15 protein-coding genes and 3 pseudogenes are annotated in these 21,858 nt (G+C 67.6%); 11 read left to right on the forward strand and 7 right to left on the reverse strand.

From position 1 onward, the window contains the following. Positions 1-12: 12 nt before the first annotated feature. From FHP25_RS27300 to FHP25_RS27315, 4 genes are all read right to left on the reverse strand, one after another. On the reverse strand, positions 13-2,934 hold the full coding sequence (locus tag FHP25_RS27300) for a glycosyltransferase (RefSeq protein ID WP_147850146.1): 2,922 nt from the start codon (positions 2,932-2,934) through the stop codon (positions 13-15). 363 nt (positions 2,935-3,297) lie between these two features. Then, a complete protein-coding gene (locus FHP25_RS27305) occupies positions 3,298-3,678 on the reverse strand; it encodes a response regulator (RefSeq protein ID WP_147850147.1) in 381 nt (126 codons plus the stop codon). Positions 3,679-3,795: 117 nt separating this feature from the next. Continuing rightward, a complete protein-coding gene (locus tag FHP25_RS40950; protein WP_178133814.1) occupies positions 3,796-4,299 on the reverse strand; it encodes a hypothetical protein in 504 nt (167 codons plus the stop codon). A gap of 10 nt (positions 4,300-4,309) precedes the next feature. Further along, complete coding sequence (locus FHP25_RS27315; protein ID WP_147850148.1) at positions 4,310-5,992, reverse strand: ABC transporter permease; 1,683 nt, start codon at positions 5,990-5,992, stop codon at positions 4,310-4,312. A gap of 641 nt (positions 5,993-6,633) precedes the next feature. Here FHP25_RS27315 and FHP25_RS27320 point away from each other — a divergent pair. Together FHP25_RS27320 and FHP25_RS27325 are read left to right on the forward strand one after the other, a co-directional pair. Next, entirely contained in the window at positions 6,634-7,617 is a 984-nt protein-coding gene (locus FHP25_RS27320) for a cation:proton antiporter domain-containing protein (protein ID WP_231712497.1), read from the forward strand. Further along, entirely contained in the window at positions 7,614-8,048 is a 435-nt protein-coding gene (locus tag FHP25_RS27325) for an NUDIX hydrolase (RefSeq protein WP_147850150.1), read from the forward strand. Before FHP25_RS27320 ends, FHP25_RS27325 begins: the two co-directional genes overlap by 4 nt. 344 nt (positions 8,049-8,392) lie before the next feature. Here FHP25_RS27325 and FHP25_RS27330 read toward each other — a convergent pair whose 3' ends face one another. Beyond that, positions 8,393-8,773 carry a YkvA family protein gene (locus tag FHP25_RS27330; protein WP_147850151.1) on the reverse strand — a complete coding sequence of 127 codons (381 nt, stop codon included), beginning with the start codon at positions 8,771-8,773 and terminating at the stop codon, positions 8,393-8,395. Between the two features lie 164 nt (positions 8,774-8,937). Between FHP25_RS27330 and FHP25_RS27335 the strand changes: the two genes are divergently transcribed. Then, positions 8,938-9,867, forward strand: a complete 930-nt coding sequence (locus FHP25_RS27335; protein WP_147850152.1) for an NAD(P)-dependent oxidoreductase — start codon at positions 8,938-8,940, stop codon at positions 9,865-9,867. Between the two features lie 7 nt (positions 9,868-9,874). Here FHP25_RS27335 and FHP25_RS27340 read toward each other — a convergent pair whose 3' ends face one another. Beyond that, positions 9,875-10,468, reverse strand: coding sequence for a hypothetical protein (locus FHP25_RS27340; RefSeq protein WP_218578627.1), 594 nt, complete (start codon positions 10,466-10,468; stop codon positions 9,875-9,877). 219 nt (positions 10,469-10,687) lie between these two features. Here FHP25_RS27340 and FHP25_RS27345 point away from each other — a divergent pair, with 219 nt between their 5' ends. The 5 genes and pseudogenes from FHP25_RS27345 (at position 10,688) to FHP25_RS27355 (ending at position 17,840) form a co-directional block, all read left to right on the forward strand. Next, positions 10,688-11,623, forward strand: coding sequence for an LLM class flavin-dependent oxidoreductase (locus FHP25_RS27345; RefSeq protein WP_147850153.1), 936 nt, complete (start codon positions 10,688-10,690; stop codon positions 11,621-11,623). 1,072 nt (positions 11,624-12,695) lie between these two features. Continuing rightward, positions 12,696-13,781: pseudogene (locus tag FHP25_RS42690) on the forward strand (sensor histidine kinase); the annotation flags it as partial. A 222-nt stretch (positions 13,782-14,003) separates the two neighbouring features. After that, positions 14,004-14,342 (forward strand): annotated as a pseudogene (locus FHP25_RS42695) (response regulator transcription factor); the annotation flags it as partial. 108 nt (positions 14,343-14,450) lie between these two features. Beyond that, positions 14,451-16,595: pseudogene (locus tag FHP25_RS42700) on the forward strand (response regulator); the annotation flags it as partial. Between the two features lie 267 nt (positions 16,596-16,862). Then, entirely contained in the window at positions 16,863-17,840 is a 978-nt protein-coding gene (locus FHP25_RS27355; protein WP_147850154.1) for a Bug family tripartite tricarboxylate transporter substrate binding protein, read from the forward strand. On the opposite strand, the gene FHP25_RS27360 is transcribed toward FHP25_RS27355, so the two are convergent. Beyond that, positions 17,841-18,752, reverse strand: a complete 912-nt coding sequence (locus FHP25_RS27360; protein WP_147850155.1) for a LysR family transcriptional regulator — start codon at positions 18,750-18,752, stop codon at positions 17,841-17,843. It abuts the gene before it with no gap. Positions 18,753-18,823: 71 nt separating this feature from the next. Between FHP25_RS27360 and FHP25_RS27365 the strand changes: the two genes are divergently transcribed. From FHP25_RS27365 to FHP25_RS27375, 3 genes are read left to right on the forward strand one after another with little or no spacing between them, the layout of a single operon-like run. Beyond that, positions 18,824-19,813, forward strand: coding sequence for an HpcH/HpaI aldolase/citrate lyase family protein (locus FHP25_RS27365; protein WP_147850156.1), 990 nt, complete (start codon positions 18,824-18,826; stop codon positions 19,811-19,813). Further along, the gene (locus tag FHP25_RS27370) at positions 19,810-21,024 is read left to right on the forward strand and encodes a CaiB/BaiF CoA transferase family protein (RefSeq protein WP_147850157.1); all 1,215 of its coding nucleotides are present in this window, start codon (positions 19,810-19,812) and stop codon (positions 21,022-21,024) included. Before FHP25_RS27365 ends, FHP25_RS27370 begins: the two co-directional genes overlap by 4 nt. Positions 21,025-21,042: 18 nt before the next feature. Further along, on the forward strand, positions 21,043-21,765 hold the full coding sequence (locus tag FHP25_RS27375) for a TauD/TfdA dioxygenase family protein (protein WP_147850158.1): 723 nt from the start codon (positions 21,043-21,045) through the stop codon (positions 21,763-21,765). Positions 21,766-21,858 lie beyond the last annotated feature (93 nt).

Here is a 21,858-nt window from a genome sequence, read left to right on the forward strand (position 1 = left end):
AGCGGCCCGGCGTCAATCGCCGGCGGCCAGCGGCACGGTGGCCTCGGCCGCCACCGGCTGGGCCGGCGCCGGGATCACCAGGGCGCGGGACTGGCGCATCTGCTCGAGCGCGTTGACCAGCGACACGTACAGCGCTGCGACATAGGGCAGCGACTGCACCACCAGCAGCACGGCCCATAGCCGTGCCTCGGGATCGATGGTGCCCTTGCCGAGCCAGACGCCGATGGCCGCCAGCCACAAGGCGACGGCGATCAGCGCCTCGTCGCGCGCCATGGCCACGGCGCGGCCCAGCGTCGCGCGCGAGTCCATCTTGGGCGTGCGGATGAACGGCAGCTTGCTGGTCAGCAGGCCGTAGATCACCGCCCGGCCCACCGTATAGGTCAGCGACAGGCCGGCGAAGGCCGCCCCGATGCTCTGGCGCAGGCTGCAGTTCACGCGCGCGCCATAGAGGGCGAAGGAGTAGACCAGCTTGAAGACGAACAGCGCCAGCGTCGGCACCACGAAGGATTCCGGCGGCAGCGGCAGGGTGCCCCAGTCCTTGGCGGCCATCATCGGCGACAGCGCGTTGCCGACCAAGCCTTCGGCGCCGACCAGCGAGGCGAGCCAGGTGAGCGCCGCGCCCAGCGGCGCCAGCGGTGGCACGATCGGCACCAGCGCGCCGAAGGCCCAGACCAGCCCGGCCAGGGTGAAGACGACGTTGAGCGCGTCGGCGAACCACGGCAGCCAGCCGGTGGCGAAGTGGTACTTCTGCCACAAGGTCAGCTTGGTGCCGTTGCTGACGAGGCTGCGCCAGTGGCCCTTGAGGATCTGCATGGCGCCATAGGCCCAGCGGAAGCGCTGCTTCTTGTAGCCGGAGAAGTTGTCGGGCGTGAGCCCCTGGCCGAAGCGCTCGCGGCTGTAGGCGGCGGAGTAGCCGCGCTCCATCGAGCGCAGGCCGAACTCGGTGTCCTCGGTGATGCACCAGGTGGCCCAGCCGTCGAGCTCCTCCATCAGGCTGCGGCGCACCAGCGTCATGGTGCCGTGCTGGATCAGCGCGTCATACTCGTTGCGCAGGCACATGCCGATGTCGAAGAAGCCGGCGTACTCCCACTGCAGCATCTCCTTGAAGCGGTCGTCACGCCAGTCGCGATGGTCCTGCGGCGCCTGCACGTAGCCGATCCGGGGGTCGTCGAACTGCGGCACCAGCGCCTTCAGCCAGTCCTTGCGCACGACATAGTCGCTATCGATCACGCCGATGATCTCGGCGTCGGGCGCCGTCTCCTTCAGCACGTGGTTGAGCGCGCCGGCCTTGAAGCCCTTCATCACGTCGAAGTGGAAGAAGCGGAAGTGCGGCCCGAGCTGCTGGCAATGCTCCTCGACCGGACGCCACACCGCCGGGTCGCGGGTGTTGTTGTCGATGACGATGACCTCGAGGTTCGGGTAGTCCAGCGCCGCCAGCGAATCGAGCGTCTCCTTCACCATGGCCGGCGGCTCGTTGCAGATCGCCAGGTGCAGCGACACCTTGGGCCAGCGCCGGATCGCGGGCAGCGACGCCAGCACGTCCCTGGCCGGCGGGATGGCGCGCACCCAGCGCCGGCGCCAGATCGTGTCGGCCAGCTCCAGCGCCTGCGCCAGCACCATCGCCAGGCTGGCCAGCAGGAACGCCATCAGCAGCAGCCAGCCCAGCACCTGGTACCAGACCATGTAGGTGCCGGCGGCGACGTAGCCGGCATAAACCATGCCGGCCCCGGCCAGCGCCACGACGCCGCCGAAGGCGACCTGGCCGGCGAAGCGGATGTTGCGCATGGTCCACAGGAACAGGCCGAACACCGGCAGCGCCAGCGCCAGGGTCCACAGCGCCAGCTTCCACCAGGCGCCGAACACTGTGACCGGTCCGGTCCAGTCGAACTTCTGCTGCCGGTCGGCGTCCCACAGGCCCCAGTAGCCGCCCGCCATACCCTCAAGGTCGCGCGATTTCCACGGCTGGTCGAAGGCCTCGATCACGAAGTGGTCGATCTTCTGCTCGCGCAGCCAGGCGACGGCGTTGCGCACCTGGCGCGCCTGCTCGGCGGGCGAGGCGGTCTTGACGCCGGTGCCGCCCTGGTCGTGGCCGATGCGCGAGGCGCCGTGCGAGGGCCAGCCGACCTCGGTGACGACGATGTTCTTGTTCGGATAGCTCTCGCGCAGCTTGCCGATCTTGTCCTTGAGGTAGGCCATGGGGCCGTCCTTGCCGGCGCCCTCGTCCCAGTAGGGCAGGATGTGGACGGCGATGTAGTCGACCTCGCGCACCAGCTCGGGGTGGTCGAGCCAGACGTGCCACGGCTCGGCGGTCGACACCGGCACCTTCACGTTCTTCTTCACCTGGCGGATGTACTCGATCAGCCGCTTGGTCGAGATCTCGCCGCGCAGCACCGTCTCGTTGCCCACCAGCACGCGCTCGACATTGGGGTTGGCGTTGGCGATGCGGATCAGGGCCGCGATCTCGCGATCGGTCAGGCGCTGGTAGAACTCGAGCCGGCCGCGCTGGTCGTTGGTGACGCCGACATGGTCGTAGACCCAGCTGCCGGCCACCACCTTCAGCCCGTACTGGTCGGCGATCTTGGGCACCTCCTCGATGCCGTCGAGCGCCGAGTAGGTGCGCACGTAGCGCACGCGGCCGGCCAGCGTGCGCATGTCGCGCTCGATCTGCTCGCGCCGCGGCCCGTGCTGCAGCACGGCCGCCTTGGCGCCGGCGTCGTCGGACAGCGCCGCGCGCTCCTTGGCGATGCCGAAGGCCATCGCGTCCTGGTCCTTGCCGTAGGGCGCGTAGGTGACGCCGTAGAGCTGCCCGTCCATCGGCGGCGGCTCGATGGCGTGGCTGAACAGGTTCCAGCCCAGGAAGGTGGCGGCGATGATGGCCAGCAGCGCCGCGAGCGCGCTGGTCCGGGACGCTGAATGTCGGTCGTCGGCACGCATGGACAACAGAAGGCGTTCCCCCGGCTGGAGCCGTCGCAAATCGCGTGCCGTTCGGCGGCGTTCGGGACGCCCGTCGCAATCGCGCCGCTGGGGGAAGCGACACCGGCGACAGGGAATTCGTGCGTCACACCGACCGTGGCCGACAGCGACGTGCGGCGAACCTCGTGAGGCTCTTTACCCTGCGCCTGTTTCCTCGTCGCCGACCCGTCGGCGCCGATACGGCGATGTCGGTCTATAGCGTTGTCGCGCGCACCCGGGCAAGTGTCTCACCCGGAAAGCGGCGAAGAATCCTTGAGTGCGGCGAGGTTGGGGCGCGGCCGTGTCGGGCATGCCACGACTGCGGTGCGGCGAAGGCGGACGCCGCTACAGCGTCACGGCCGCGGTCGCCGGCCGGATCGCGGCGTTCACCGCGTCCATGACCTTGCGCAGCGACAGCGGCTTCCAGATCACGGTGCGCGCGCCGGCGCTCAGCGCGTCGTCGACGTCGGACTGGCTGGCCTGGCCGGTCATCAGCAGCACGGCCGGCGGTTCCGTCAGGCGGCTGCAGGCGTGGACGACCTCGACGCCGCTGCGCGGCGGCATGCGCATGTCGGTGACGACGACGTCGAAGCCGCCACCGCCGTCGAGCGCGGCGCAAGCCTGCTCGACGCCGCCGGCGCCCGTCACCTGATGTCCTCGGCGCTCCAGGAAGCTGCGCAGCTCGTCGACGATGTCGTGCTCGTCGTCCACCACAAGAATCTTCATAGCTAGTCCAATGGCTGCCCGACAAGTTCGAGCGATACTGCAATAGAGTCAGACTGTCCCTTGATTTGATACCCTGTTCGTGAATTTACATCCAGAACGCAATTACCCATTCTGGGTTTATGCGGGCGGGTCCAGGTCGTAGATCCCGTCCTCGAGGCAGGTGTTCAGCAGCCGCAGGGTCTCGGCCGACAGCTCCTCGAACAGCCGCTGATAGGGCGGTGACTGCAGGACGCCGGGCTGCCACACGTAGTCGCGGGTGCTGCGGCGCACCAGGATGCCCATCTCGACCAGCTGCTTCATCTTGCGCCGCACGGTCTCGCGCGGCAGGCCGGTGGCCTCGGCCAGCGACAGGGCGTTGCAGCCGCGCTGCCGCTCGCCCACGATCGTGCGGATGTCGGCAAAGTCGCGGCGCTGCGTGGCGTCGCGCATCAGGGCATCGGTGACGACGATGCCGGCGGCGCCGGCGATGATCGCCAGGTCGATATCGCCCTGCGACAGCTCGCGCTGCAGGCGGCAGACGCGCTGGAAGTAGCGGCCGAAGGCCATGGCGAACAGCCGCGACGTCGCGTCGTGGTCCTTGTGGGCGAGCCGGAAGCGTTTCTTCCTGACGGGAGCCGGCATGGATGTCCTCTCAACGCGGGTGGCCGGGCCGGGCCCGCAAGGCGGCGCGCGTCAGCAGCACGATCGGCAGCACGCCGACGGCGACGATGGTGAGCGCCGCCGTCGATGCCTCGGCCAGCCGCTCGTCGCGCGCCAGGTTGTAGGCTTGCACCGCAAGCGTATCGAAGTTGAAGGGCCGCAGCATGAGGGTCGCCGGCAGCTCCTTCATGGTGTCGACGAACACGATCAGCGCGGCGCTGGCGAGGCCGCCCTGCAGCAGCGGCCGATGGATGCGGCGCAGGGTCTCGAGCGGGCCGGCGCCCAGCGTGCGCGAGGCGCCGTCGATGCCGGGCGTGATGCGCGCCAGGCCGGCCTCGATGCTCTGCATGCCGGCAGCCAGGAAGCGCACGACGCAGGCATAGACGATGCCAACGATGGAGCCGGTGAGCAGCAGGCCGGTGGAGACGCCCAGCGCCGCGCGCATCCAGGCATCGAGCGCGTTGTCGAACAGCGCCAGCGGCGCCAGGATGCCGACGGCGATCACGGCGCCGGGCACGGCGTAGCCCATGCCCGCCAGGCGCGCGATCCAGCGCACCGGCGCGCGCCGCGCGCCGCGCGCCGCATAGGCGATGATGGTCGCCAGCGCCACGGCGATCACCGCGACCAGCGCCGCCACCATGACGCTGTTCAGCGTCAGGCCCAGGTAGCGCCGGCCCCATTGCGCATCGCCTGACAACAGCGCGAAGCGCAGCAGGATCACGACCGGCAGCGCGAAGCCCACCAGCAGCGGCACGGCGCAGACCAGTGTCGCGGCGGCGGCGCGCAGGCCCGACAGATGGAACGTGGGCAGGGCGCGATAGCGCTGCGTCGCCTGGTGGAAGCGGCGCGAGGCGCGCGAGGCGCGCTCGACCAGCAGCAGGCCCAGGGCGAACAGCAGCAGCGCCGCCGCGAGCTGGGCGGCGGCGACCTTGTCGCCGAACGAGAACCAGGCGCGGTAGATGCCGGTGGTGAAGGTGGGCACGTCGAGATAGGCCACGGCACCGAAATCGGCCAGGGTCTCCATCAGCGCCAGCGCCACGCCGGCGGCGATCGCCGGCCGCGCCAGCGGCAGCGCGACGCGGAAGAAGGTCTCGGTGGCGCTGGCCCCCAGCGTGCGGCTGGCGTCGATCGCGCACACCGATTGCTCGACGAAGGCAGCGCGTGCCAGCAGGTAGACATAGGGGTAGAGCGCGACACTGAGCAGCACGATGGCGCCGCCGGGTGAGCGGATGTCGGGGAACCAGTAGTCGCCGGCCTGCCAGCCGAGCAGATCACGCAGCGCCGTCTGGACGGGCCCGGTGAACTGCAGGAAGTCGGCATAGACGTAGGCCAGCACATAGGCCGGCACGGCCAGCGGCAGGGTCAGCGCCCACTCGAAGAAGCGGCGCCCGGGGAAGCGGCACATGACGACCAGCCACGCCGTGACCACGCCGCCGAAGGCGGTGCCGGCGCCGACGCCGAGCAGCAGCCACAGCGTGTTCAGCAGGTAGGCCGGCAGCACGGTGCCCATCATGCCGCGCCATTCCTCGCCGCTGGGCTGCAGCAGATGGGCCAGCACACCCAGCGTCGGCACCGCCACCAGCACCCCGACAATGGCGGCGGCCAGCGCCAGGCCGCCGCCGCGGTGACGCCGCGGGCGCGCTTGCAGGTCGATGGCGGGGCTCGAGAGGGTCATCGGATCAGGCTGTCACGCGAATGCCGTGCGGCGGGGGTGGAAGGTGGCCTCAGGCGGCGGCGGGCGCGGGTCACGAGTATCGATTGGCAGGAAAATTCTTCAAGGACAACAATGGTTTGCTGTTTTTCATGCCGGAAAACCGGTGACGCAAACGTCGGAAACGACGAAAACGCGGCGGCGCGATAGTCGCGGACCGACGTGGCCGCTGCAGGGACGGAACGGGAACATCAGCTCTCGGATGCTCGGTTGGATCATTCTACGCCCCAACGGCTTCGGCCATGCAGTGGCCATATGCACCATACATGTATCATGTTTCCGATTTAAGAACAACAGGAAACGTACCCTTGACCGACGGCGCCTGGAGACGATGTGGCGTCGATTGACTTCCGGGGGGTGTGGGCTAGGTTGGCCCGGCCATGACGACGATTTCGCTCCACGACCTTCATGAGGCTTCGCGCCGCAAGGTCGGCTCCTTGCCCGGACGCGCGTGAAGAAGGTTCCGCGTCCGGGATAGTCGGGCGTTCTTCGATCAGGTCTTCAAAATTGGTGTCCGCCCCGGTCGGACGGCCGGTTCGCTCGCGGCCCCCGACGGGGCGGCGCGCGCGTCGTGAGGGCGTTGCATGTCCGGGGATTTGTCGTTGATGGAGGTGATGGCTGGCGGCGCCGTGCTGGCCCTGGTGCTGGGCATGATTGCCCATCGTCTCAGGGTGCCGCCGCTGGCCGGATTCGTGCTGGCGGGAGTCATGCTGGCGCCCGCGACTCCGGGCCCGTCCATCAGTCCGGTCCATGCCGGGCTGCTGGCTGATGTCGGCCTGGTTCTGCTGATGCTCGGCATCGGCCTGCGGGCGCCGTGGCGGGCCTTGTGGCCGCTCGATCGCGCGGCCGTCGCGGGGGCCTGCGCGCGCCTCGGCGGCGGCCTGGCTTTCGGTGGGCTCATGGGCATCGGCTTCGGCTGGTCGCCGGCGACGAGCATGGTCTTCGGGGCCTGCCTCGCGCCAGCCAGCCTGGTCGCGACCCGGCGCCTTCTCGGGAACAGGCTCTGCGGCTCGGCCGGCCGGTTCACGGCAAATGTCGCGATGATCGAGACACTCGTTTGCGTCGCCGCCGCGGCCGTGCTGCCGGCAGTGGTCGGCCCGGCCGGCGGCAGCGCGATCCTGCCCGGGATGCCGCTGGCAATCGGCGCGCTGCTGGTTGGCGCAGCGCTTGGCGTCGACGCAGCGATGCGGCGAACGGTCGAGCAGATGCTGCCCTTCATGGATGCGTTCGCCGTTCCGTTCTTTGTCGCGCTCGGCATGCAGTTCAATTGGGAAGCGATCGCGCAGATGCCCGTGGCGTTCGGGGCGACGGTGCTTTTCGTCCTGGTCGCAAAGGCCGTGCTTCTCCATCCGTGCGCCGCGCGGGCCGGGCTGCGGTGCGGCCCGGCGGTCATGGCGGCTGGCGGACTGGCCCAGATCGGTGAATCGTCCTGGATGCTCGTCCTGACCGGCGTCGGCACGGGTCTGCTCGACGCGGATGCGCAGGCGCTGGTCCTGAATGCCGCCGCCGCGTCCACGCTCGTGGCTGCGCTGCGCGCCAGGACCTGGGCCACGCCGGGTGCCGCGGACGTTGAAAGCGGCGCGGCATGACGGCGGACCTGCGCGTTTCGATCCATACGCAGTACGCGGCGCTGCCATATCGGCCGTCACCCGACGGACAGCTGCACGTATTGCTGATCACGTCGCGTGACAGCGGGCGCTGGATCATACCCAAAGGCTGGCCGATGCCAGGCAAGACCGGTCCGCAGGTGGCGGCGCAGGAAGCGTTCGAGGAGGCCGGCGTCATCGGGAAAACCGGCGACGTTCCGGTCGGATCGTATCGCTATGTCAAACGCCGGCGCCGCACGGACTCGATGACATGCCTGGTCGAGGTGTTTTCCCTCGAAGTCACCGACGAACTGGAGCGCTGGCCTGAAACGCGCCGGCGGGTCAGATCCTGGTTCACGCCGCAGGACGCTGCCGCGCGTGTCGATGAAGCGGAGCTCAAGGCGCTCATAGGCATGTACGGGCTTCCGCGCTGACGGCAATGCTCCGAGCGCGATCGAGGGGACACGTCCGCCGTGCCCCTCCAACCCGAGTGCTGGGAATCGCAGGTCGCTGATACATCCGTCATCCCGAGCGTGTGTGACTGAATCCTTCCCCCGGAGGGGCAGGGCATTCGCATATGCCCCTACCGTCATCCCGAGCGTAGCGAGGGATCTCCCGCGAATTGCGCACCGTGCGCCTTGCCGCAGGAGATCCCTCGCTGCGCTCGGGATGACAGTCACGATTCACCTTCCACCGATAGCCGGTACTGGGGCGATCGCATATGGCGCGCCCCCCAGCGTGTGATAGGTCCGCCGAGGCCATATGCGATCGCCTGCCTTCAACCCCATATCGCCCAGCCGGCGACGCCGATCGCGGCGGCCCAGATCAGGGCGATCGCCACGGCACCCCAGACGGATACCGGCCGCTGCCGTGCCAGCCGCTCCGCCGCCCGCTGGCGCAGCTCGAGGGCGAGCGGGGCGGGAATCAGCCGAACCACGAGCCAGATGCCCAGCGGGATGAGGATCAGGTCGTCCAGCAGACCCAGGACCGGAATGAAATCCGGGATGAGGTCGATCGGGCTGAGCGCGTAGCCGGCGACGCACAGCGCGAGTCCCTTCACGTACCACGGCACCCGGGGATCGCGCGCGGCCAGCCAAACCATCAATGTGTCGCGCTTCAGGCGCCGGGCCCATTCGCCAATCCTGCTGCCTTCGGACATGCCTCGCCTCGTGTGCGGCGGACACCTTGCCCGATTCCCGAGGCGGCGGCGACGGCGGCTGCATAGCGGCTTTGCCAAAGCGCAACGCCCGCTGGACTATGCTGGGGGAAGGGTGGACCCAAGGACAGCGGGATCGCCACAAGACACATTGAGGAAAACGCGAGATGAGCAAGATAGGCTTTATCGGCCTGGGCACGATGGGCGGCAGCTTCGCGCGCAATGTGCAGAAGGCGGGCTATGACCTGGTGGTCCATGACCTGCATCGCCAATACGCCGAGCCGCACCTGGCGGCGGGTGCTGCCTGGGCCGACAGCCCGCGCCAGCTGGCCGAGCGCTGCGCCGTCGTGCTGACCTCGCTGCCCGGACCGCCGGAGGTCACCGCTGTGGCCCAGGCGCTCGCCGACGGCTTGCAGCCGGGCAGCGCGGTGTTCGACCTGTCGACCAATGCGCCCGCGGTCGTGCGCCAGCTGCACGCCGACTTCGCCAGGCGCGGCCTGCACTTCCTCGATGCGCCGGTGAGCGGCGGCCCCAAGGGCGCCCAGTCGGGCCGCTGCGCGATCTGGGTCGGCGGCGATCGCGCCGTGTTCGAGCAGCACCGCAAGGTGCTCGACGCCATGGGTGACCAGGTCCGCTATATCGGCCCGATCGGTGCCGGCTCGATCGCCAAGCTGGTGCACAACGCGGCCGGCTATGCGATCCAATGCGCCCTGGCGGAGGTCTTCTCCGTCGGGGCCAAGGCCGGCGTCGAGCCGCTGGCGCTGTTCGAGGCGGTACGGCAGGGCGCCCGCGGCCGCATCCGCACCTTCGACATGCTGGCCGACCAGTTCCTGGTGAACCGCTACGACCCGCCGTCCTTCGCCTTGCGCCTGGCGCACAAGGATGTGTCGCTGGCCGTCCAGCTCGGCCAGGAGGTCGGGGTGCCGATGCGCATGGTCAACCTCGCGCTGCAGGAGCTGACCGAGGCCCGCGGGCGCGGCTGGGACCACCGCGACTCGCGCGTGGCCATGCTGCTGCAGCTCGAGCGCGCCGGGGTCGATTTCCACGAGGCGCCCGATGCGGTGCGCGCCGTCCTCGACGCCGACGGGCGCACGTGATCGCAGGTCAGCCGTCGTGTCCGGTGCCGGTGCCGAACAGGACGCCCAGGATGCCGGAGGTTCCGGCGATATAGAGCGGGTCCAGCATCACCGTTCGCCGCAACGTGGCCCACAGGCCGGTGTCGACGGGCGGGATCCGGACCTTCCCGGCCTGGTATTGCCGCAGCAGGTCATCGGCCACGCCGCCGGCCGTCGCATGCGGCTCGGCATTCCAGCGCGACCGCCTCAGGCCGGTCATGCGGAAATAGAGGGCATCGACGACATAGGCCGCGGCCTCGTCCTCGTTGTCGGTGACCTGGGTCTTGGTGAGATCGAAGATGGCGTGCGTGCACTCGTGCAGCAGCAGCCCTTCCTCGGTGCGGCCCACCAGCGGCGCGACCTGCAGCGTGTTGGGCGTGCCGGAAATGTATTGTCCGCCCACGCCCGGCGGGAACGTGTTCGTAACCTGCAAGCTTACCGTGCCCGCCTCGATCGCGGTCGCGACCCGATGAAACGATTGCGGGGCGATCGTGACGGTGCCGGCCGCGAACGGAAACGTGAAGCGGATGCGGGAGACAACCGGCCCGCGAAGCAGGCTCAGGACCTTGTCCCGGGTAGCCATGGTGAAGTCCTCCTCGTGTGGATCGTCATGACGGCAGGGCGCGATGCACGATGCACTGGGCGCCAGGACGTCTGTGATGCTCGAAACCCGACGCGAACGAGAGATCGAACATTGATATGAGTGAACGTTCACGTCAATTTATTTTTTCACTGGGTTTCCAGGGCACGTTGCCGTACCCGAGTCGCCAACGATCACCGGCTTGAAACGGAGAGAACGCCGATGCCGCGATTGGGATACCTCCTGCCGACCCGCGAGCAGATCATGGTCGGGCGCCACGAGACGGCGCCGCTGCTGGCGCTGGCCGAGCGGGCCGAGGCGCTGGGCTTCGATTCCGTGTGGGTCGGCGACTCGCTGCTGGCGCGGCCGCGGCATGATCCGCTGACATTGCTGGCCGCGGTCACGGCGCGCACGCGCTCGGTCGCGCTCGGCACCGCGGTGCTGCTGCCGGCGCTGCGCAATCCCGTCGTGCTGGCGCAGCAGGTGGCCACGCTCGACCGCCTGGCCGAGGGGCGGCTGATCCTGGGCGTCGGGATCGCCACCGACGTGCCCAACATCCGCGCCGAGTTCGAGGCCGCCGGTGTGCCGTTCGACAAGCGGGTGGGGCGGCTGGTCGAAGGCCTGGCGCTGGCCCGCGCGCTGTGGAGCGGCCAGAAGGTGGACTGGGACGGGCGCTGGACGGTGAAGGCCGGCGTGCTGGGCCCGACGCCGCACCGGCCGGGCGGTCCGCCGGTCTGGATCGGCGGCTCGGTGGCGGCAGCGCGGGCGCGGGCCGGCAGGCTTTACGATGGCTGGTTTCCCAACGCGCCGACAGCCGCGGCGTATGACGGCCAGTGGCAGGAGGTGCAGGCGGCGGCGCGTGCCGCCGGCCGTGATCCGGCGGCGCTCACCGGCGCCATGTACCTGACGCTCGCGATCGACGAGGACGGCGCCCGCGCCGAGGCGACGATCAACACCTTCCTCGAGCAATACTACGGCATGCGGCCGGACACGATGCGCAAGCGGCAGATGTGCTACGCCGGGCCGGCGGCCGGCGCGGCCGACTGGCTCAAGGCCTACGCCGACGCCGGCGCCAGCCACCTGGTGCTGCGCTTCGCGGGCGATCCCGAGCGCCAGCTCGAGACGGTAGCGCGCCTGCGCCGCGACCTGGGCTGGTAGCGGGTATCAGGAGGCTCTGCGGCCCAGGGCGCGGACGGTCGGCAATGCTTTCTACCTTCCCCCGCTTGCGGGGGAAGGTGCCCGAAGGGCGGATGGGGGGTGCTGCAACGGCGTGGGTGCTCGATGGGATGCACCGCTTCCGTTGAAGCATCCCCCATCCGGCGCTTCGCGCCACCTTCCCCCGCTTGCGGGGGAAGGTGGTCGAAAGGCGACACTTCCGCGGTCGCGGGCTCCTCGACGTGAGGTCGGGGCCATGGGCGGTCGCCCTGTCTCGTGCCGGGACGGCCAGACCCGGGAACGCCGCAGGTCCGACCGCGACGGCGAGGTCGCGGGACGTATCGAAAACCCGCCATCCCCGCTTGCGCGCCCTTTCGGAGACGGGGGCCATCACCTAGTGTCTGGTTTGTGTTTGCTTCGCGCGGGCAGGCTCATGAACCCGTCGACTGGCGCTGCCGCCGCTTCGACCGTCGGCGCCCCGGAATTCCTGGGCGGAGGTGGCGAGATGGGCGCGCTCATGCGCGCCTTCGACTGGTCGACGACGCCGCTGGGCAATCCGCGATCGTGGCCGCAGAGCCTCAAGACCGCCGTCCGCATCATGCTGACCTCGCGCCAGCCGATCTGGATCGGGTGGGGCCAGGCGCTGACGTTCCTGTACAACGACGCCTACAAGCCGATCATCGGCGGCCGGCACCCGCTGGCCATGGGGCAGCCCACCAACATCGTCTGGCGCGAGATCTGGGACGAGATCGGTCCCCTGCTGGCGACCGCGCTGCAGGGCGACGAGGGCATCTATGTCGAGCAGCAGCTCCTGATCATGGAGCGCAACGGCTACCCGGAAGAGACCCACTACACGTTCTCATACAGTCCGGTGCCGGACGACCATGGCGGCGTCGGCGGCATCATCTGCGCCAATACCGACGACACGCAGCGCGTGATATCCGAGCGCCAGATGAACCTGCTGCGGGACCTGGCCACGAGCGCCGCCCATGCCCGCACGTGGCAGGAATGCTGGGAACGCTGCATCGGCGCCTTGGGCAGCAACCCGCGAGATCTGCCCTTTGCGCTCATCTACATGGTCGAGCCCGGCAGCGACGACGTCACGCGCGCCGCCGCGACGGGCATCGACCTTTCCCACCCGGCGGCGCGGCCGGCGGTGTGCACCGACACCGCCGGGGCGCTGCCCTTCGCCGAGGTGCTGCGCACGCAGCAGGTCCAGGTGATCACGGACCTCGAAGGGCGTTTCGGCAGCGGCTTTTCCGCCGGGGCCTGGTCGCTGCCGCCTAAGCAGGCGGCGCTTCTGCCTCTGCCGGCGATCGGCGACACGGGGCGCGCCGGCGTGCTGGTGGTCGGCCTCAATCCTTACCGGCTCTTCGATGATGGCTATCGGGCGTTCCTGACACTGGCCGCGGGCCAGATCGCAAGTGCGATCGCGCGCGCCGGCGCCTACGAGGAAGAGCGCCAGCGGGCCGAGGCGCTCGACGAGCTCGACCGGGCCAAGACGACGTTCTTCTCCAACATCAGCCACGAGTTCCGCACGCCCTTGACCCTGATGATGGCGCCGCTCGAGGAGGTGCTGGCGCAGCCGGCCGGCGGCGTCCCGGACGTGACGCGCGCGTTGCTGGAGACGGCGCACCGCAATGCCACGCGCCTGCTGAAGCTGGTCAACACGCTGCTGGATTTTTCGCGCATCGAGGCGGGCCGCATGCAGGCCCGGTTCGCTCCCGTCGACCTGCCGGCGTTCACGGCGGAGCTGGCATCCAGCTTCACGTCGGCGACGCAGCGGGCGGGCCTGCGCTTCACCGTCGACTGCCCGCCATTGCCGCAGCCCGTCCATGTCGACAGCGACATGTGGGAGAAGATCGTCCTCAACCTGATCTCGAACGCCTTCAAGTTCACCTTCGAAGGCGGCATCACCGTCGCCGTGAAGCCGTCCGCGGACGGCACGCGTGCCGAGCTCACGGTGCGGGATACCGGCATCGGGATCGCAGCGGCGGATCAGCTGACACTGTTCGAGCGGTTCCGCCGCGTCGAGGGCGCGCGCGGCCGTTCGTACGAGGGCAGCGGCATCGGCCTGGCGCTGGTCCAGGAGCTGGTGGAGCTGCACGGCGGCAGCATCGGCATCGGCAGCGCCGTGGGCCAGGGCAGCGTCTTCACCGTTTCCATACCCCTGGGCAGCGCGCATCTGCCGGCGGATCACGTGGACGACGCACGTGCCGCCGCCTCGACCGGGCTGCGTGCCCAGGCCTATGTCGACGAGGTCCTGGGGTGGCTGTCAGCCGAGCCGGCGGCTGCGGGGGACATGCCGTTGCCCGCGACGGCGGAAGATCTCGCCGACGTGCGCGCCATCCCGGGCGCCGAGGAGCGGCTTGTGCTGCTGGCCGACGACAACGCCGACATGCGCCGCTACGTGCAGCGTCTGCTGCGCACGGCCGGCTTCAAGGTCGAGGCTGTCGCCGACGGCTGGGCGGCGCTGGCCGCCGCCCAGCGCCTGAAGCCCGATCTCGTCCTGTCGGATATCATGATGCCCAAGCTGGACGGCTTCGGGCTTCTGGATGCGCTGCGACGCGACGCGTCCCTGCGCGACACGCCCGTGCTGCTGCTGTCGGCCCGCGCCGGCGAGGAGGCGAAGATCGCGGGCCTCGCCGGCGGCGCCGACGACTACATCACCAAGCCTTTCTCGGCCCGGGAGCTGTTGGCGCGTGTCGAGGTCAACCTGCGCCTGGCGCTGATCCGCAAGCAAAGCACGCGGGCGCTGCTGGAGGAGGCGCGGACCCTGGAAAGGCTCAACAGCACGGGCACGGCGATCGCCGCCGAGCTCGATCTCGAACGTGCCGTGCAGATCGTGACCGATGCCGCCACGGAGCTGTGCGGCGCCGCGTTCGGGGCATTCTTCTACAATGTCGTCAACGCCGCCGGCGAGGCGTACACGCTCTACACGCTGTCGGGCGCGTCGCGCGATGACTTCGCGCGTTTTCCCATGCCGCGCAACACGGCCGTCTTCGGGCCGACCTTCCGCGGTGAACGCATCGTGCGATCGCCGGATATCACCCGCGATCCGCGGTTCGGCCGCAACCAGCCCTATCGCGGCATGCCCAAGGGGCATCTGCCGGTCCGCAGCTATCTCGCCGTGCCGGTGACGTCGCAGACGCGGGAGGTGATCGGCGGCCTGTTCCTCGGGCATCCCGAGCCGAACATATTCGATGAGCGCGCGGAGCGCCTGATCGCCGGCATCGCAACCCAGGCCGGCATCACGATCGACAAGGCACGGCTCTACCGCTCCGCCCAGCAGGAAATCGAGCAGCGCCGACGCACGGAGGAGGCTCTGCGCGAGAGCGAGCGCTCTCTGGAACGCAAGGTCGCCGAGCGCACCGCCGAGCTCTTTGCGGCCAACGAGCAGCTCAGGATCGAAGCCGGCGAGCGGCTGCGGGTGGAAGATGCGCTGCGCCAGGCGCAGAAGATGGAGAGCATCGGTCAGCTCACCGGCGGCGTCGCGCACGACTTCAACAACCTGCTCACGGTGATCGCGGGCAACCTCGAGACGCTGCAGCGCCAGCTGCGCGATCCCACATGCAATGTCGCGGCCCTGGAGCGTGCGGCGAGCCAGGCCATGCGTGGCGCGCAGCGGGCGACGACGCTGACGCAGCGTCTGCTCGCCTTCTCGCGCCAGCAGCCGCTGGATCCGCGGCCGGTCGATGTCGGCCGCCTGGTTGCCGGCATGTCCGATCTGCTGCGGCGGACGATCGGCGAGCAGATCGCCGTCGAGACAGTTCTCGCCGGCGGCCTGTGGAGCATCCATGCCGATCCCAACCAGCTCGAGCTGGCGATCCTCAACATCGCCGTCAACGCCCGCGATGCGCTGCCCGGCGGCGGCAAGCTGACGATCGAGACAGCCAATGCGTTCCTCGACGAGGCCTATTCCGCCGCCTTTGCCGAGGTCGTTCCCGGGCAGTACGTCGTGATCGCCATCACGGACAACGGCGTGGGCATGTCCCGCGACGCGCTCAACCGCGCCTTCGAGCCGTTCTTCACGACCAAGGATGTCGGCCACGGCACCGGCCTGGGGCTGTCGCAGGTCTACGGCTTCGTCAAGCAGTCCGGCGGCCATGTGAAGATCTACAGCGAGCTCGGTGAGGGGACGACCGTCAAGATCTACATGCCGCGCCAGCACGCGACCGAGAGCGCGGCCGTGGCCGAGCCGGTCCGCGACGCGCCCGGCGCCACACGCCACGAGACGATCCTGGTGGTCGAGGACGACGACGACGTGCGCACGCATACGACGGGCATCCTGCGCGAGCTGGGCTACCGCGTCCTGGAAGCGGCCAGCGGCAAGGCAGCGCTGCGTCTGATCGAGCGCCACCCGCGGATCGACCTGCTGTTCACGGATGTCGGGCTTCCCGACGGCATGAACGGGCGCCAGCTCGCCGACGCCGCGCGGCAGCTGCGCGGCGATCTGAAGGTGCTGTTCACGACCGGCTATGCCCGCAACGCCATCGTGCATGACGGACGCCTCGATCCGGGCGTGCAGCTCATCACCAAGCCGTTCACCTACGCGATGCTGGCGGCGAAGCTGCAGGACCTGCTCGTGGCGCGGCCGGCGACCGGGCGCATCCTCGTCGTCGAGGACGAGATGCTGGTGCAGATGCTGCTGGTCGACAGCCTGCAGGAGCTCGGCTTCGATGTCGATGCCGCGGGCACGGCAGCGCAGGCGCTCAGCAAGCTCAGCCTGCTGCCCGGCGGCATCGACGCGGCGATCGTCGATATCGGCTTGCCGGATCGAAGCGACGGCAGCCTGGTCGACGAGCTGCGCGTTCTCTACCCGGCCTTGTCGATCGTCATCTCAAGCGGCGGCGAGGAGCATGTGTGGCGCGACCGCTATGGCGCCGACCCGCGGATCGCCTATCTGCCCAAGCCGTTCGCGGCGACGCAGCTCGAAGCGGCGCTGCGCACGCTCAATGTGGTGAAGCGGAAGTGAAGTGGAGCCGTGCCTGCGGAGCAGGCGGCCGCATGAGTTCCCAGCTCGGTGAATCGGCTCATTCCAGTATCGACAATCGATGGAAGGCGAGTCGCAACTGAATTTCACCTCCTGAGCGCCGGCGTTGCCGCGACGAGACCGTCAGAATTCGATGCCTGCCTATGCCCATGAGTGATCAGCAACACAGGACAATCATACAGATATTCCTGATTATCGCCGTCTTCGGTCCGGGCGATAATCCCGCGTGAAAGGGAATCGAGGAAACCGATGTACTCCGCTTTTGTAGCGTTGGTGAGGAGCTGTCTAGCCGTTGCCCTGCTGGCTGCTCCCCTCTTCGCCGGCCACGCCCAAGACTATCCGGACAAGCCATTGCGTGTCGTCGTGCCGTTCGGTGCGGGGAGCGCAACGGATGGCCTCGCCCGCGCGGTTGGCGAAGGGATCGCCAAGCAGACCGGGCAGAACGTCATCGTCGACAACCGGCCTGGCGCCAATGGCATCATCGCTGCTGAGAACGTTGCCAAATCATCTCCGGATGGCCACAGCATCCTGTTCGGCACGCACACGACCCACGCCGCCAATCCCTGGCTGTACAAGAAGCTGCCGTATGATCCAGTCAAGGACTTCGAGCCCGTTTCCGCTCTCGCGCGGGGATGGTCATTCCTCGTTGTCCATCCAAAGTCTCCGGCCAGGACCCTCGGTGATCTTATCGAGATGGCGAAGCGGGCACCGGGGACATTGACGTACGGCGCAGGTGGCGCCTCCAGCCGAGTATCGGTCGAGCTCTTCGCCCAGATGGCCGGCATCAAGCTCGTCTATGTTGCCTACAAGGGAAATCCTCTGGCCGTGAACGACCTGGTCGCCGGCCACATAGACCTCATGATCACAGACTCCGCGACAGGCCTTCCTCAGATCAAGGCAGGCGCTCTAAGAGCGCTGGCCTATACCGGCCCCATGCGTTCGCCGCTTGCGCCAGACGTACCAACCTTCGATGAGGCGGGCGTCAAGGGCTACGAGAACAGCTACTGGTTTGCTGCCTATCTGCCTGCCGGGTCGCCAGCGCCGATCGTGGGCAAGCTGAACAAGATCCTGGTCGAAGCGGCCAGGGGCGAGGCCGCCAAGCGCTATTTTGCGAGCACCGGGCTGGTTGGATTTACCACGGCGCCCGATGGCTTGGCGCGTTTCCAGGCCGAACAGTCGAAGATCCTGGGCGAAGTCATCCGCGGCGCCGGCATCGACCCCGAGTGATCATCCCAACTCGTCGTCGTGCGCTCGCAACCGGCTTATGACCAAATCCAGACATGTCGTGGACGGCGGTGACAGCCTTGCGCCGCGCTGGGTGACAGCAGAGACATCGCGATTGACTTTGGGCCGCGTGAGCCGCGCGACCTGGAAGCGACGCTGCCTGCCGCGAGGCACGCTGATCAGCGGCATGATGGTCATACCGAGCCCGGCCTCGACCATTGTGAACAGCGTCTGCTGCTGCGTTACCTCGAATGCGGGACTGTGGACTGCTCCGCGTTCGTGAAACAGACCATCGACGACTTGCCGCGTCGCCGTTGCCTTGGGCATCGATAGCTGCGGCAGGTGCATTACATCCTCGAACCGGACATCGCGGCGCCGCCTGAGCGGAAAGTCGGGTGGCAGGACCGCAACCAGGGGATCGTCCAGGATATGCTCGAAAGCAAAGTCGTTCAGGCCCTCGAGCCTCGGGCCCAGTGCGAAGTCGACTTCGCCGTTGCGCAACCTCTCGTACATCTCCCTCGCGAAGTCCTCCTTCACCGACACCGCGATGCCCGGATAGCGGGACCTGAACTCCGCGATGATCGGCGGCAGTCGGTTCGTGGAAATGGACGGCGAACAGCCGATCGTCACCCGTCCGCGTCTTATCTGCACTTCTTCGCGCAGCTCCTGCGCTACCGCATCCAGGTCGGCCACGATGTTGCGGCAACGGATGGCAAGCCGGCGTCCGGCGTCGGTCAGGCTCACGGAGCGTGTTGTTCGGTTCAGCAGCGAGATAGAAAACTCTTGTTCAACCTGCTGGATCTGAGCGCTGATGGCCGATTGCGATCTGTTGAGGATCTCGGCCGCCCGACGAAAGCTGCCGCAGTCGGCCACCGCAAGGAAAGCCTGGATGCAGCGGGTGTTGAGATTGATCATCTTTGCCGATCAATAATCTTAATAATCGCGATTTTATGTCTACCGGATATCTGCTTCAAGACTGAGGACGCATGACCGACCAACATCCCCCTCGACCCGCCCGTATCCAGCGCTCGGAACTCGCAGTTCCGGCGACGTCGGAACGATTTTTCGAAAAGGCACGACAGAGCGCTGCCGACGTGATTTTCCTCGATCTTGAGGATGCGGTGGCGCCCGCCGAAAAGACGCGCGCCCGACAGGTTGTGGTCGAAGCCCTCAACGACATCGACTGGGGGCGAAAAACCATGGTCGTGCGCGTCAACGGTCTGGATACCGAATGGGGTTATCGTGACGTCGTTGAAGTGGCCGAACGATGCCCGCGCTTGGACATGGTTCTCCTCCCCAAGGTCCAGGGAGCGCGGGACGTTGAATTCGTGGACACGCTGCTTGCCGGCATCGAAGCAGCGACGCGACGCGCCACGCCGATCGGGCTCGAGGCGCTCATCGAGACAGCCATGGGGCTGGCCAACATTCGGGCGATCGCCGGCGCTGTCGCGCGCCTTGAGGCGCTGATCTTCGGGGTGGGCGACTTCATCGTCAGCATGGAGACGCCTGATCTCATTGTCGGCGCCTTCAACGCGGACTACGCCGTCCTGACCGATCCCGACGACGCGGGGAGCAGGCGCCGCGCCTTCAACGACCAATGGCACTACGCCCTAGCCCGCGTTGCCTCGACCTGTCGCGCCTTCGGCCTGCGGCCCATCGATGGGCCCTATACCAACTACGCCGATCCCGACGGCTACCGCGCCTCCGCATTGCGCTCGCGCGCGCTGGGCTTCGAAGGAAAATGGGCAATCCATCCGGCGCAGATTCCAATCACCAACGAGGTCTTCACGCCGTCGTCCGATCGGATCGCCTGGGCACGTCGGGCGATCGAGGCAATGCGCAAGGCGACGTCCGAAGGACACGGCGCGACCGGTGTCAACGGTGAGCTGTTCGACATGGCCCACATCAAGCTTGCCGAGAACATCTTGCGGCGTGCCGATGCGATAGCCGAACTTGAAGGGAGGGCGACAGCATGACCGGCGCGGAAAGGCGGCCGAGGCCGCTCGACGGTATTCGTGTTCTAGATATCGCGACGTTTATTGCCGCCCCGTTCTGCGGCGCAATCATGGCCGAGTTCGGCGCTGATGTGGTCAAGGTTGAGCAGCCCGGCATGGGCGACCCGCTGCGCGGGTGGGGCACTGAGAGCGAGTGCGGCGACTCGCTCGTATGGCTGAGCGAAGCGCGCAACAAGAAGTCGATCACCCTCGACCTTCGCACGCCGGAGGGCGTGGCGCTGTTCCGGAGGCTGGTCGAAAAGGCCGACGTCGTGCTTGAGAACTTTCGACCTGGCACACTTGAGCGCTGGGGCATCGGATACGAGGCTCTGCGTCAGATCAATCCGGGTCTGGTGATGCTGCGCGTCAGCGCGTACGGCCAAACCGGCCCGTATCGAGAAAAGCCAGGCTACGCGCGGATCGCCCACGCCTTCAGTGGCCTCGCCTATCTGGCGCGCGAGCCGGACCGGACGCCGGTGATCCCCGGGTCGACCTCCCTTGCTGACTATACATCCGGCCTCTACGGCGCTATCGGCGTCCTGATGGCGCTGCGTGTCAAGGATCGCACGGGCGCGGGTCAAGTCATCGATCTCGGTTTGTATGAGCCGATCTTCCGCATGATGGACGAGTTGGTGCCGTCCTTCGGCAAGAGCGGCTTCGTTCGCGAGCCGATGGGCGCAGACACCGTGAATATCGTACCGCACAGCCATTACCTTACCCGCGATGGCCGTTGGGTCGCCATTGCCTGTTCCAGCGACAAGATGTTCGAACGCCTGTGCGTGGCCATGAGCAAACCAGAGCTCGGCCGAGACCCGCGATACGCGACAATGCGGCAACGCGATCTCCGGCGCTCGGAGGTCAACGGCATTGTCTCAGCGTGGACGGGCGGCCTCACCGCAGCAGAGGTCCTGGAACGCTGCGAGACCGCCGAGATGGCCTGCGGCCTCCTCTACAACATCAAGGACATTTTCGATGACCCGCAGTACGCCGCCCGCGGCAACATCCAGCGCATGGACCAGACGCGTGCCGGCGCATTCGCTGCGCCGGCGGTAGTGCCGAAGCTCTCCGATACGCCCGGCCGGTTGGATCATCTGGGACCGGAGCTCGGCTCGCACAACGCCGAGATCTACAGAGAATGGCTAGGCCTCGGCGACGAGGAGATTGCCAGATTGAAGGCGTTGAAAGTGATCTGAAAGCGGGGAGAAGGCGACATGGAAAGCCAAGAAGTGTCGATCACATCGCTGTCACCGGCATTGGGCGCCGAGGTGCATGGACTGGACCTCGCCGAGCCATTGACGGGCGCGCAAACAGACGAGATCGCTTCGGCATACAGGCAGCATCATCTCCTTGCCTTTCGCGATCAGAAGCTAAGCAAGGCTGCGCAGATTGCATTCAGTCGCCGCTTCGGGGAATTCGAGCTGCCGGTCAACAAGGACTATCTGGGGATCGATTATCCGGAGCTGCATGTCGTCAACAATCTCGGGCCATCTGGCCGGCCGCAGTCGCTCGAGGACATCGAGAATAAGGGCAACTACTTTTGGCATACGGACGCTTCGTACATGAAGCGGCCATCTTCGACGACATTGCTCTATGCGGTGAGGCTACCGAGGTCGGGTGGTGATACGATGTTCGCGAACCTGGCCGCTGCTTATCAAACGCTATCCGATGCGATGAAGGCGCATATCGAGGCACTCCGTGTCGTGCACAGTTGGGAGCAGTCACGAATCAACTCAAACAGTCGGCCTGCAACGGAGGAAGAGAAGCGCAAGGCGCCGCCTGTTGTGCACCCACTCGTCCGTACGCATCCCGAGACCGGCGAGAGAGCCCTCTATCTCGGAAATCATACGTCCCACGTAGCGGGTATGCCGATCGAAGACGGGTGCAAGCTCCTGGCGGAGCTACTAGGGCCTGTTTTCAAACCCCGATCCAGATGAGGATACAGGCGATCAGCGCCATGGCGAGGTAGTTGCGGGCGGTCTTTTCGTAGCGAGTAGCGAACCGACGGAACCGCTTGAGGCGATTGATGC

The organism is Vineibacter terrae (assembly GCF_008039615.1).
In the GTDB taxonomy this organism is placed as follows: Bacteria; Pseudomonadota; Alphaproteobacteria; order Reyranellales; family Reyranellaceae; genus Vineibacter; species Vineibacter terrae.

Excerpts from the sequence above, each read along its gene's own strand:
- FHP25_RS27375 (WP_147850158.1), top strand. The coding sequence starts at position 21,043 with ATGGAAAGCCAAGAAGTGTCGATCACATCGCTGTCACCGGCATTGGGC.
- FHP25_RS27370 (WP_147850157.1), top strand. The coding sequence starts at position 19,810 with ATGACCGGCGCGGAAAGGCGGCCGAGGCCGCTCGACGGTATTCGTGTT.
- FHP25_RS27335 (WP_147850152.1), top strand. The coding sequence starts at position 8,938 with ATGAGCAAGATAGGCTTTATCGGCCTGGGCACGATGGGCGGCAGCTTC.
- FHP25_RS27355 (WP_147850154.1), top strand. The coding sequence starts at position 16,863 with ATGTACTCCGCTTTTGTAGCGTTGGTGAGGAGCTGTCTAGCCGTTGCC.
- FHP25_RS27320 (WP_231712497.1), top strand. The coding sequence starts at position 6,634 with ATGGAGGTGATGGCTGGCGGCGCCGTGCTGGCCCTGGTGCTGGGCATG.
- FHP25_RS27305 (WP_147850147.1), bottom strand. The coding sequence starts at position 3,678 with ATGAAGATTCTTGTGGTGGACGACGAGCACGACATCGTCGACGAGCTG.
- FHP25_RS27315 (WP_147850148.1), bottom strand. The coding sequence starts at position 5,992 with ATGACCCTCTCGAGCCCCGCCATCGACCTGCAAGCGCGCCCGCGGCGT.
- FHP25_RS27330 (WP_147850151.1), bottom strand. The coding sequence starts at position 8,773 with ATGTCCGAAGGCAGCAGGATTGGCGAATGGGCCCGGCGCCTGAAGCGC.
- FHP25_RS27340 (WP_218578627.1), bottom strand. The coding sequence starts at position 10,468 with ATGGCTACCCGGGACAAGGTCCTGAGCCTGCTTCGCGGGCCGGTTGTC.
- FHP25_RS27365 (WP_147850156.1), top strand. The coding sequence starts at position 18,824 with ATGACCGACCAACATCCCCCTCGACCCGCCCGTATCCAGCGCTCGGAA.
- FHP25_RS40950 (WP_178133814.1), bottom strand. The coding sequence starts at position 4,299 with ATGCCGGCTCCCGTCAGGAAGAAACGCTTCCGGCTCGCCCACAAGGAC.
- FHP25_RS27325 (WP_147850150.1), top strand. The coding sequence starts at position 7,614 with ATGACGGCGGACCTGCGCGTTTCGATCCATACGCAGTACGCGGCGCTG.
- FHP25_RS27360 (WP_147850155.1), bottom strand. The coding sequence starts at position 18,752 with ATGATCAATCTCAACACCCGCTGCATCCAGGCTTTCCTTGCGGTGGCC.
- FHP25_RS27300 (WP_147850146.1), bottom strand. The coding sequence starts at position 2,934 with ATGCGTGCCGACGACCGACATTCAGCGTCCCGGACCAGCGCGCTCGCG.
- FHP25_RS27345 (WP_147850153.1), top strand. The coding sequence starts at position 10,688 with ATGCCGCGATTGGGATACCTCCTGCCGACCCGCGAGCAGATCATGGTC.